Source organism: uncultured Thalassospira sp. (genome assembly GCF_963976115.1).
In the GTDB taxonomy this organism is placed as follows: domain Bacteria; phylum Pseudomonadota; class Alphaproteobacteria; order Rhodospirillales; family Thalassospiraceae; genus Thalassospira.
Window position 1 is genome coordinate 402,569 of the sequence record NZ_CAXBJJ010000003.1, and the last position, 12,019, is coordinate 414,587.

Genomic DNA, 12,019 nt, shown 5'->3' on the forward strand with positions numbered 1-12,019 from the left:
ACCGGGACGATTGCGGCCTCACCTTACCAGCCGGGAATTGTTTTTAAGTCCTGCCGGGTGCTTAAGTGTTGCCAGTCCCGTGCCCAGCAACAAAAATGATCATACGAAGCGACGGTAATGTGGGATACTGGTGTGTTTGCGGGCAGTTTTGCCATGAAGGCCCGGGTCACTTCCGGGCCGACGGTGGTGTCTTTGCCACCAGAAAAATGAATCTGCGGCAGTTGCCCCAGCCGGGCGGTAAAATCGGCCGGGTCAAGCGAACCTGCAAGCGGTGAAACCCCGGCGCGGTCGGTCCAGTACCGGGTATCAAGGTTGGCGACAACCGTAACAATACCGGCAATGTCGTCGCGCTGCCCGGCCAGCAATGCGGCCAATGCACCGCCGCCAGAATAGCCAATCAGAACCAGCTTTTTGGCCCCCAGTTTATCTTTGAACAGATCCAGCGCCGTATCAAGGCTTGCGACAATTTCCGGGGCGTATCGCTTGAGCGTCCAGTAAGGGCGGGCGCAGTTGCGACCATGATCGGGCATGACATATTGACAGGGGCGGGCCAGATACAAAATCGGGTCATTGTGCTGATCGGCAATCGCCATGCGAAGGGCAACAGGGTTGGTTGGTGTCGGGTTGGGCGAGGGTCGGCTGGGCGTGATATAGGCCAGCCCGTCACCTTCAAGATAGACAAACAGGGTTTTTTCGGGCTGATCGGATGAGGAGGCGGGCGCAGGTGGTGATTGCCGCCAGGATGCGGCAATGTCAAAATTCCCGGCTGGGACAATGGCGGATGACCAGCCCGCTGCGCTGGTCAAGTCATCTCGCACGGCGTTGCGATTGAGGTTGGTGCTACAGGCTGCAAGCAGCATACCAAAAAAGAGCAGGAAAAAGACCCGGATTGTTTTCATGGGCGGAGCTTTGCCAGTTCGTTGGTCATTTCGTGGACGACATTGTTCCAGTTTTCGTGCGTGGCCTGGCGAAACAGCCGTACACTGGGATACCACGGCGTATCATTGCGATCGAGAAGCCAGCGCCAATCGGGTAACCTGGGCAACATGACCCATGCCGGGCGGCCCAGCCCACCGGCGAGATGAACTGGCGAACTGTCGACCGAAATCAGCAGGTCGGCAATGGTGATAATGGCAGCGGTATCTTCGAAATCGCTGATCTCGGGGCTAAGATTGACCAGGTTCATACCAGCGGGCGGTGTGGCGGCATCTTCGGCACGGTCGCCTTTTTGCACCGATAAAAACGTGACGGCTTCGTTGGCCAGCGGGGCCAGGGTTTCGAGCGACATGGAGCGACGGGCGTCGTTAAAATGGGTTGGTCGCCCGGCCCATACCAGAGCCACCAGCGGACGCGGCAGGTTGGCCAGCCGTTTGCGCCATTTGTGCACCCGTGCGGGATCGGCCGAAAGATAGGGCATGGGGCCGGGTAAATCGGACAGTTTCAGGTCTGTTACCTGGGGCAGCGTCATCATTTGGCAGTGCATATCGAAGGGCGGCGGCAGGTCGCCCTGATGGACGATTTTGTCGATGCCGCGCATGCGCTTGGCAAAGCCGGCCTGTTCCTGGCGGATTTGCAGAATAATTTTCGCTTTGCTGCGTTCTTTTACCCACGGCACCATGCGCAAAAACTGGAACGTATCGCCAAAACCTTGCTCGTCATGAATAAGCAGGGTTTTGTCGCGCATCATGCGGCCGTCCCAAACCGGTTTTTGCACCTTGCGATCAAGAATTTTGGTGTGATCAAGGCTGTAACGATAATGATATTCCCGCCAGCCTCGTTCAAAATCACCCAGCAGCAACAAAACCTCGGACAGGTCGAACCTTAAATCCAGATTGCCTGGCGCGTGCTGAACCAGCATATCAAGAACATCGAGCGCCTCGCGGGCTTTGCCTTGCTGTCGCAGGATCGCAACCAGCAGGCGCCATTGCCCAAGCTGCCCGCCATTTGCCAGCAAGGCACGGGTGAGTTCCTCAGCTTTTTCGTAGTCGGCGGCATCAAATGCGGCGCGGGCCTCACATTCGGTCTGCTCGGGTGTCATCGGGGTCATCAGAATCGCTGGGCCTTGCCGTGCTATGGGTGTGTTCATACAGGTAGTTTTGAAGCATTTTCGTATCATTATCAACAATACCCGCATTGGCCGATACGACTTTTGCGCAAATGAAACGAACTTGCCTGATTGAGGGTATGGGGGCGGATAGTGCGGATACCAAAATGGCGGTTTGGTTTTGTTTGTTGTGCGTGCGGTGTAACCGGGTATCGAACAGTTTGATCAAAAATTGTAAGAAACCGCATCATCGTTGTGGCCGTGGCAGGTGTTATCTGGCTGGTTGCCCTTGGCTGGTGGCGCATGATCCCGGTAAATATATTACCGAATTACGGGTGGGCACGGCAGGGGTAAGCGGGTTTGCATCGGTACCTGATCTTGAATCTGTTTTGTCCAAGGTGCATGGCATTATCCGCACGGACCGGCGCGTGTTTTTCGCTAACAGCCGCCAGTTATTTTTCCCTTCGGACCTCAAATTGTAAGTTTTTGGGGGCGCGCAAGCGTTTCGATTTTCGATACTCGTTTATTCGATATTCGTTTTTATACATCTATCTTGCTGATTATAAATGTTTATTATAGTTTATAACGTTGGTTATTTTGGGATGGGTTATAGCGAGGCTGGCTTGTGCGCAAAAAAAGGCCACCCGGCTGGCGGTTATGCCGGGTGGCTGAAAAAGGCTAGGCCGTATCAGGAAGAAAGACTTACTTCTTTTGCAGCTTTGCCTGTTCAAGTGACCAATATTCCATATCAAACAGATCAGCCTCGTTGATGGGCCGGAACGTGCCGATCTTTTCGGCAGCATTGATGATGCGGGCGGTTTGTTCGCCCAGATCACCGGCAATGGCTGCGGCTTTTGCATCCTTGCCCAAACCCACCAGACCAATATTTCTGATCATGACAACACGGGGCCAAGGGTCCAGCTGCACTTTGGGTTCGCTGGCATTGGGTGCATTGCGATTGAAATAGGCACTGTATTTTCCCTGATAATCATCAATTGCGGCCAAAATAGTGCTTTCATCCGCATCGGCATCAATAATCATGGGAAACGGTTTAATCCGGATAACATGGTCCGGTGTCGCCGTGCCGCGCAGCGCGATTTTTTCAAGCTCCGGGTTTTGCAGATAAGCCCGGATCGAGGGGGTGCTGCGGAAATCCAGTGCAATATTTTTGGCAAATGGCGATGCACCGTGTTGCAAGGCGCTTGCTAGTTTGGCTTCAAGTACCGGGTCAATCACGGTGTCGGATTTCTCCGGGCCAGGCAATACAATGCCTTTGGCGGCAATATAGTCTTCGGCTTCGGTCACAAAATCGATCATGCGATCATAGGATTCTTTTGCTGTGGCACCAAAGGTGAACAAACCGTGGTTCTTAAGCCACAAACCATGGCAGTCGGGGAACTGGTCAAACAGGTCGGCCCCGGCGATGGATAAATCATATCCCGGCATCACATAGGGTAAAAATGCCAGCCGGTCGCCGTAAATTTCGCGCATGATCTGTTCGGAATTGTCCTGATCGGCCAGTACCAGCACGGCGGTAGAATGGGTATGATCCACAAATGTGTCGGGCAGGTAGGCATGCAACAATGCCTCGACCGACGGGTTTGGTGCATCGGCATCCAGCAAATTGTGGCGCAGCAAGGCAACCATTTCAGGGTCGGTCAGTTTGCCTGCGTGGCGGGCATCGTAAAGCGGTTGTAAATAAACGCCAGGCAAGCCCGGTGCCTCGATGGTTTCAAGGTCCCAGCCACTGCCTTTGACATGGATGATCCGGGTGCCGTCATCCTGTGTGATTTTGACCGATGTATTCCCGCCCCCGTGCAATACAAGGTCGGGCACCTGGCCGATAATACGCGATGTGTAAACCCGAAGGCCAAGATCCGCAGGTTGGCCCTGTTTTACGGCCTGATCGATATAAGATTGGGCGTCCTGATCGTTCCAAAGATTTTTCATGGGCCGTTTCCGTCAATTTGAATGCAAAAATAAAACTGATTAATAAATAGGGGTGGCGCGACACCGAGGGAGGGCGGTGCCGCACCGTGATTTCCGAATTCAGCGATCAGAAATCAAAATCATCGATATTGGCTTTGGTAAAGACAGTCCGCTTGGGCAGCAAAATGATGCCGTTGCCTTTGGCTTCATAGTCATAGCCCTGAACGCTGTTGGGCGAAACTTCAACCGTGCCAACACCGGGAATGTCAAGCGTGTCGCCAACATTCATCGGGCCGTTTTTCAACACATGGTCTGCAACATAAACGGCGATTTTGCCCTGTTGGGTCACATCCCACAGACCAAAGCGTTCCACCGTGCCGCGTTTGACATAGGGGCGCATGACATTCGGGGTGCTAAAGCCAACAATGGCAACTTTGCCCGCACGATCCAGGTTTTCAGCCGCCTGTGCCGCTGCCGGAAGGGCATTTGCATCGGGGGCAATAATTGCATCAAGGTCCGGGTAAGCCTTCAGGATGCTTTCGGCAGTCTGAAGTGATTTCTGGGCATCGTTATAGCCATACTGGGTGGTGACAATTTCCCAGCCCGGATGTTCTTTGGCAATTTTTGCCTTGGCGGCATTGGCCCAGGCGTTCTGGTCGGTCACGGTCGGGCTGGAATAGAAAAAGGCAACCTTGGCCTTTTCCTTTTTGATGCCGTCATTGGCCATATCAACCAACAGGCCACCCAGCTGTTCCGGGGTGCCCTGATTGATGTAATAGCTGCGGCATTCCGGCTTCACGTCGCTGTCCCAGGTCATGACCAGCACATCGCGTTTCATTGCGCGCTGCAATGCCGGGCACAGGCCATCGGGTGACACCGATGACAGGATGATGGCATTGTAACCCTGATTGACAAAGTTGTTCACAAACTGAACCTGGCCGGAAACGCTTGGTTCGGTCGGGCCATCATAGGTTACCTTGTCGTTCAGTTCCTTTCCGGCCGCCAGCGCACCGTTACCGCCACTGGTGAAAAAGCCAACGCCGACCAGCTTGGGAATAAAGGCAATCTGGTTTTCAGCAAGGGCAGGGGTCGCTGCTGCAATGATCGACCCCGTGATCGCTGCGGCGATAGTCCATTTAAATTGACGTCCAAACATGTCGTTCCTCCTCATGATGCTGCGCGTTTCCGGTTCGTCGCCATTATTCGCGCAGCGACAAAGCTGGTAAGCAATGCACTTCCGTGGCGCAATGCTACCGCAACCACCAGCAACGCCCCGGAGAGCGCGCTGGAAATCTGACTGGGAACCCCGCTCATTTGCAGGCCTTGCTGCAAATAGCCAATGACCAATGTGGCCAAAAGGGTGCCAATAATAGAACCTTGTCCGCCGTAAATCGATGCCCCGCCCAAAACGGCGGCGGTAATGGCTGGCAACAATGTTGCCGTGCCGAGGTCAACCCGGGCTGACCCGAAATAGGCGGATAAAACCAGCCCCGCCACAGCGGCAAACACGCCGGTCATGACATAGGTGATGGTTTGAACGGTGCGAATGGGCAGGCCGCTATAGCGTGCGGCATGTTCGCTTAGTCCGCATAAAAATACGGCCCGGCCAAAACGCGAAAAATGCAGGATGACAAACAGAATGACGGCTTCAACCAGCAACACCACAAACGGTGCAGGCAGGCTGGCCAGGTCAAGATAGGCAAAGCCGGTAAAGCTGTCGGGAAAATTGCCAATTCCTTCATAGCCACTTGCCCCCACCACACCAGACAGAACCGTGGCCGCCCCGCTAAACAAATACATGCTGCCCAGTGTGACGACCAATGGCTGAATGCGCGAAATATGGATGATGCTGGCATTAAACAGCCCGGCAATGCCGCCAGCGGCAAGCGAAGCGGCAATACAAACCGGCAACGGCAGGCCAAAGAAATTGGCGATGCCAAAAATGATCGCGCACAGACCAATGGTCGATGCAAAGGACACGTCAATGCCCCCGGCAATGATCACGATGGTTAACGGCAAGGCCACAATGCCGATCTGGGCAAAATCGCTGGTGCTGTAAAGCAGGTTGGACAGGTTTAAAAACCGCGGATTGATGGCACCAAAAATGGCAAACTCGGCAACCAGCATGGCAAATAATGCCATTTCCCAGCGCAGAAAAATACGTTTCATTGGGTGTTCTCCTGCGCAGGTTTTGGTGTGCTGCTTGCGGTTTTACGGGCGGAGGTCGCGGTTGATGTTGGTGCGGGAGCATGAACGCCGTAGCGTTTGGCGCGAATGGCTTTTTCAACGGCAATGCGCACGCGGCCATCAAGCAACAGCACCAAAAGAAGCACGGCACCGCCGATAAAATCGTTCCAGAAAGCCGGTATTTTTAAAAAAACCAGCGCACTGTCGATGGAGGTCATAAAAATAACGCCAACAAAAACACCCGGAACCGATCCACTGCCGCCCAGCAGGCTAACCCCGCCCAAAACATTGGCGGCAATGGCTTTTAGCTCCACGCCATTTCCGGCCTGATTGGGGATAAAGCCAATTTGTGCGGCAAATATGATCCCGGCCAGGGCGGCCAGGGTGCCCGCGGCGACAAAGGCGCTGATTTGCACCAGATGAACCCGAATACCCAGATGCCGTGCCGCTTCGCGGTTATCGCCAACCGCATAAAAATAGCGGCCAAAACGGGTATATCGGGTGAACGCCCAAACCCCGACAAAGGCAATCGCCACGACCACCGTCAGCACCGAAATACCAATGCTGCCGTTTTCTGCCAGAAATTTGAGCGATTGCGGCAGTTCCTCGATCCAGTTGCCACCTGTCAGAATTAACATGATGCCGCGAAACAGGCCCAGCGTGCCCAGGGTGGCAATGATTGACGGCACATTGAAAAAGGTGACCAGCAGGCCGTTAAACAGCCCGGCCAAGGCGCCGCACAGCAGACAAATGATAATGGCGGGAACCAGCCCGACATTATTATTGAGCAACAAGCCAAGGATAACCGCGCTTAAACCCAGAACCGACCCGCTCGATACGTCGATATTGCGGGTTAAAATTACCAGCATTGTGCCAAGGGCGACGGTCATCAAAACAAGGCTGTTTGATGTAATCACCGATGCGGTTGATAGCGACAGATAACCGGGGGCTGCCATCCCGATCAGGATAAAGGCAAGTACTGTGACACCAAAAAGCGTCGCAACACGGTTGCGGGCAAAAAAATCAAGCATGGATTGCCGCTCCGGATTCAAAGGCTAATAGAGCAATGGCATCAACATTGATGTCGCGGGTGGAAAGTTCACCGCATTGATGGCCATGGGCCATAACGACAACACGGTCGGCAAGCTGTTCAATTTCGTCAAAATCCGACGAAATCAGCAAAACGCCCATGCCCTTTTCCGCCAATTGATGGATCAGGCGGTAAATGTCGTGGCGTGCAGCGACATCAACGCCGCGTGTCGGTTCATCCAGGATCAGCACGCGCGGGTTTGCCGCCAGGCATTTTGCCAGCAACACCTTTTGCTGATTGCCGCCCGAAAGCCGACCGGCAGATTGCCCGGGGCCATCACATTTAATGCCCAGGGCATCGCGAAATTCCGAAAATTCACCGGTCTCGCGGTGCGCTTTGGGGAAAAATCCCAGCCGATGCATGGTATAACCCGACATGTTCCAGGTCAGCGATGCTTCTAAAAACAGGCCATTTTGCTGGCGGTCTTCGGGCAGGTAAACCAGCCCTGCATCCACACAATGGCGTGGGGATCGTTTGATCAGGTCCTGGCCTAAAAGCTGTACCGTGCCACCATTTGAGGGGCGCAAGCCAAACAGGGTTTCGGCCAGTTCTGATCGCCCGGCACCCACAACGCCGGCAAGGCCAACAATTTCGCCGGCCCGAACATCAAATGAAATGTTGCTAAACCCTTCGCCGCTAAACCCGTTCAGTTCAAGAACGCGGTCGCTGCCGCTGAAATCTGTCTGGCGTTGGCGGCGTCCAGGGTTGGCTATCGGGTTGTTTGTCGCGGCCTTCGTCATGGCCTCGACAATTTGCTGGTCGTCATATTCATCAAGGGTGCCGTAGAGAACGATGGCACCGTCGCGCAGCACACTGATCACGTCGCAAATTTCACGAATTTCGCGCAGTTTATGCGAAATAAAGAAAATGCCCACACCTTGCGCCTGAAGCTGTCGCACCCGGTCAAACAGGGCGTTGGCTTCGTGGGGGGTTAAGGCCGATGTGGGTTCGTCCAAAATCAAGACCCGCGCCTTGCGCACAAGGCCGCGCAAAATTTCAACAATTTGCCGGTCTGCAATCTCAAGGGTTGCGGCCTGGGCGTCCAGGTCCAGCTTGACGGCCAGGTCGGCAACCAGCTTTTCAATGTCGCTGCGCAATGATTTGGCCGTGGCGCGCAAACCAAGGCATATATTTTCCAGGACCGACTGGTTGGGTAATATCTGCGCTTCCTGGGGCACCAGATAAAGCCCCAGCGCCTGTGCTGCGGCCGGGGACGCCGTGGTCAGGGTTTGGCCGTTGATCTCGATACTGCCCGATTCCGGGTTAACCAGACCCGCAATCGATTTCATAAGGGTTGATTTGCCAGCACCATTCCCGCCCAGCAAGGCGTGAACCTGTCCGGGCAGAAGGGTGATATCAACCCCTTTTAAAACCGTCGTTCCACCATATGATTTCCATATGTCGTTAACATGGACGGCTGCGGCGTCGTTACTGTTACGTTCCATCCCTGGCAACCTGTTCATTTGTTATTGTTTAAAACATGTGATCACATTGGCGAATTGTCGTCAACATGATTTATCGATCAATATTATTGTGCGCTGCGGCATTATTTGGCGATAATTCGCGGAAATTCTCTTATTTGGGGCCAAACTGAATTTTGAGATCGGAACAGTTGACGTGATCAGTTGTTTAATGAATAATCATTTGAACAACAAATACGAAGCTGGGATGGCGTTCATGGTGTCGGGAAATACAGACTGGAGCTATGCAGATACGGAAGAGGAAACTTTGACCCGCATTGCATGGTATTATTATAATGATGGTCTGACCCAGGGCGAGATTGGCGAAAAGCTGGGGCTTTCACGTATTAAAGTTTCGCGGATGCTTGAAAGCGGTCGTCGCACCGGGATCATACAGGTGCGGATTAATTCCCGTCATCAAGGGTGTCTGGAATATGAACAACGCCTGCAAAGTCATTGGGGTCTGCGCGAAGTGCGCGTCATTCCCGATCTTGACGGCAGTGATCTTTGTGAACGGTTGGGGCAGGCCGCAGCACAGTTTTTAATGCAGCGTCTGCGCCCCGATGACCTTCTGGCCGTGGGCTGGGGCGCAACGGTCAGCCATACCATCCAGCGGCTTGGGCATATGGCCAATGAACGCAATGTTTCGCTGGTCAGTTTAACGGGCGGTGTTGCCACCTATGTTGATGGCATGCGGACGGCAAACTGGGGCAGCAGTGTTCATCTGGTGCCAGCCCCGCTTGTGGTTTCCGATCAGCATGTTGCATCTGCCCTGATGGTCGAGCCGGGCATTGCCGTCGTGCTCGAAATGGCCCTGAATGCTGCCTATCAGTTGGTGGGGATCGGCGAATTGAATGCCGATTCAACTGTGGTGCGCAGCGGGTATATCACCCCGGGCGAGGTGGAGCCGTTGCGGCGCAAGGGCGCTGTTGGCGATATTTTATGTCAGTTTTTTGACGAAAATGGCGTTTCACTTGATTTGCCATTGCATCAGCGTGTGGTGGGGGCCCGGCTCGATGCGCTGTCAAGGTCGGATAACGTGATTGCGGCAGCAGGCGGCTTGTCCAAGGTGCGCGCTATTCAATCGGCCCTAAAAGGAAAATATGTCGACATCCTGATAACGGATGAAAAGACAGCCGAAAAACTGTTGGAGGAAATCTAGGAAATGGCAACATGCGATTATCTTCTGGCCATTGATGCCGGAACCGGCAGTGGTCGCGCGGTGGTGTTTGACCGTGATGGTCAGCAATTAGGTGCGACCCAGCGCGAATGGTGGCATAAAACCGATCCACGCTATCCAGGTTCGATGGATTTTGATGTCGAAGGTAACTGGGCACTTTTGTGCGACTGTATTAAAGGGGCGCTTGACCAGGCTGGCATTACGGGGGCCGATATTGCCGCTGTCAGTGCAACCAGTATGCGCGAGGCTTTTGTCGCCTTTGACCGCAACGGCACCGAAATTTGGGCCTGTGCCAATGTCGATGGCCGTGCGGTTGACCAGGTTCGCCAGTTAAAGGCTGATTATCCCGATGTCGAAAAGGACCTTTATCGTCGGACCGGGCAAACTTTTGCCCTGGGCGCCTTGCCGCGATTGCTGTGGTTAAAACAGCAAATGCCCGATATCTATGACCGTATCGATAAAATATGCATGTTATCGGACTGGGTCGTCGCCCGCCTTTCCGGCGTCATTGTGTCTGATCCCTCAAATGCGGGTACGACAGGTATTTTTGGCCTGCGCGAACGCGACTGGTTGCCATCGGCCATGTCCCGTCTGGGGCTTCGCGATGATATTTTTCCCAAATCCTGCGAAACCGGCACGGCTGTTGGCACGGTGACGCCAAAGGCCAGTGCTGAAACCGGGTTATCTGGTGATGTGGTCGTCGTTGTTGGCGGTGGTGATTGTCAGATGGGCACGGTTGGTCTTGGGGTTACCGGGATTGGCGATTGTGCGGTGATGGGCGGTACTTTCTGGCAGCAAATTGTCAATGTGGATCCCGCACTTATGGACCCTGAAATGAATGTGCGGATTAATCCGCACGTTATCACCGGTCTCAATCAGGCCGAAGCGATCAGCTTTTTTGTTGGTGCCGTCATGCGCTGGTTTCGCGATACCTTCGGTCAGGAGGAACTGGCACAGGTCAGCGACCCCGGCCTGGCGTACACGCTGCTGGAACAAAAATCGGCACGCGTGCCGTTGGGGGCTTATGGTGTCATTCCGGTGTTTTCCGATGTGATGCGTTATGGTGCCTGGTATCATGCCGCCCCCTCCTTTCTTAATCTCAGCCTTGATCCTGAAAAATCCGGCAAGGCTGTGCTGTTCCGGGCTTTGCAGGAAAATGCCTGTGTTGTCGCGGCGCGCAATCTGACGTCAATTTTCAATTTGTCCGGCCAAATACCGGGCCATATCGTTTTTGCCGCTGGTGCGGCCAAAAGCCCGCATTGGGCGCAAATGCTGGCGGATGTTACCGGCCTGCCGGTAAAAACCCCCAAGGTCAAAGAGGCAACAGCCCTTGGCTGTGCGGCTGCGGCGGCTGTCGGGGGTGGCTTGCATCGTGATCTCGCGGGTCTTGGCCGCGAATGGGTGGTCTGGGATCGGACCTTTGATCCCGATCCGTCCCTCAAGTCGGGCTATGACGCCATCGGCGATCGCTGGGCCGCAGCCTATGCCGCTCAGCTCTCTTTGGTTGACCGGGGGGTGACAACCTCAATGTGGAAAGCGCCGGGTCTGTAAGTCTGGCCGTTTCTCCGTTTCTCTTACATGTTGCAATATTTATAACCACAGGAAAAACCATGCTCGTACAAATGGTTCATATCGATGTTAAAGAAGGCCATGTCGATGAGTTCATCAAGGCTTTCCGGATCAATTACGAAGGATCGCGCAAGGAAGAAGGCAATTTGCGCTTTGACGTTTTGCGTGATCCGGAAAATCCTCATAAATTCACCATTTATGAAGTGTTCCGCGATGAAGCCGCACTCGATGTTCATCGTGGTACGCCGCATTATAAGGAATGCGTGCGCCTGATCGACCCCATCATTACCGGGCCGCGCACCAAAACCTTCTACAATGCGGAAATGGCTGACTATCTCTAGGCGTCGGACGCTGCACCTTTGCATCCCCAAAAGCCCTTGCCTTGTGAACTGGCAGGGGTTTTTGCCGTTTGTTCATAAGGCGATCCCGGATCCTCGACTGGAATGCCGCCAGTCACTTCCCGTCAAAGTTCGCGGTTTTTGGTTGTTTTGCTAAAAAAACGTCATAAACGTCATTTTTGTTTAAAAAAGGTATTTACAGGTCTGGCTTAGGCCCCTATA

10 protein-coding genes are annotated in these 12,019 nt (G+C 54.0%); 3 read left to right on the forward strand and 7 right to left on the reverse strand.

Annotated features, from left to right (window positions below; all coding sequences use genetic code 11):
* Positions 1 to 23: 23 nt before the first annotated feature.
* From AAC086_RS05340 to lsrA, 7 genes are all read right to left on the reverse strand, one after another.
* The gene (locus tag AAC086_RS05340) at positions 24 to 899 is read right to left on the reverse strand and encodes an alpha/beta fold hydrolase (protein ID WP_339776204.1); all 876 of its coding nucleotides are present in this window, start codon (positions 897 to 899) and stop codon (positions 24 to 26) included.
* Positions 896 to 2,047, reverse strand: a complete 1,152-nt coding sequence (locus AAC086_RS05345) for a tetratricopeptide repeat protein (RefSeq protein WP_339776206.1) — start codon at positions 2,045 to 2,047, stop codon at positions 896 to 898. The genes AAC086_RS05340 and AAC086_RS05345 overlap by 4 nt, the downstream gene beginning before the upstream one ends.
* 699 nt (positions 2,048 to 2,746) lie before the next feature.
* Complete coding sequence (locus AAC086_RS05350; RefSeq protein WP_339776209.1) at positions 2,747 to 3,994, reverse strand: class II aldolase/adducin family protein; 1,248 nt, start codon at positions 3,992 to 3,994, stop codon at positions 2,747 to 2,749.
* A gap of 106 nt (positions 3,995 to 4,100) precedes the next feature.
* Entirely contained in the window at positions 4,101 to 5,129 is a 1,029-nt protein-coding gene (gene lsrB / locus AAC086_RS05355; protein WP_339776212.1) for an autoinducer 2 ABC transporter substrate-binding protein LsrB, read from the reverse strand.
* Positions 5,130 to 5,140: 11 nt separating this feature from the next.
* Positions 5,141 to 6,142 carry an autoinducer 2 import system permease LsrD gene (locus tag AAC086_RS05360; protein WP_339776215.1) on the reverse strand — a complete coding sequence of 334 codons (1,002 nt, stop codon included), beginning with the start codon at positions 6,140 to 6,142 and terminating at the stop codon, positions 5,141 to 5,143.
* Positions 6,139 to 7,191: a hypothetical protein gene (locus AAC086_RS05365; RefSeq protein ID WP_339776218.1), complete on the reverse strand. Its 1,053-nt coding sequence runs from the start codon at positions 7,189 to 7,191 to the stop codon at positions 6,139 to 6,141. Before AAC086_RS05365 ends, AAC086_RS05360 begins: the two co-directional genes overlap by 4 nt.
* Positions 7,184 to 8,695 carry an autoinducer 2 ABC transporter ATP-binding protein LsrA gene (gene lsrA / locus AAC086_RS05370; protein ID WP_339776221.1) on the reverse strand — a complete coding sequence of 504 codons (1,512 nt, stop codon included), beginning with the start codon at positions 8,693 to 8,695 and terminating at the stop codon, positions 7,184 to 7,186. Before lsrA ends, AAC086_RS05365 begins: the two co-directional genes overlap by 8 nt.
* 232 nt (positions 8,696 to 8,927) lie before the next feature.
* Here lsrA and AAC086_RS05375 point away from each other — a divergent pair, with 232 nt between their 5' ends.
* The 3 genes from AAC086_RS05375 to AAC086_RS05385 are packed head-to-tail and all read left to right on the forward strand — an operon-like array spanning position 8,928 to position 11,800.
* Complete coding sequence (locus AAC086_RS05375; RefSeq protein WP_339776223.1) at positions 8,928 to 9,872, forward strand: sugar-binding transcriptional regulator; 945 nt, start codon at positions 8,928 to 8,930, stop codon at positions 9,870 to 9,872.
* A 3-nt stretch (positions 9,873 to 9,875) separates the two neighbouring features.
* Positions 9,876 to 11,441: an autoinducer-2 kinase gene (gene lsrK, locus AAC086_RS05380; RefSeq protein ID WP_339776225.1), complete on the forward strand. Its 1,566-nt coding sequence runs from the start codon at positions 9,876 to 9,878 to the stop codon at positions 11,439 to 11,441.
* Positions 11,442 to 11,500: 59 nt separating this feature from the next.
* Entirely contained in the window at positions 11,501 to 11,800 is a 300-nt protein-coding gene (locus tag AAC086_RS05385; protein WP_339776227.1) for an antibiotic biosynthesis monooxygenase, read from the forward strand.
* Positions 11,801 to 12,019 lie beyond the last annotated feature (219 nt).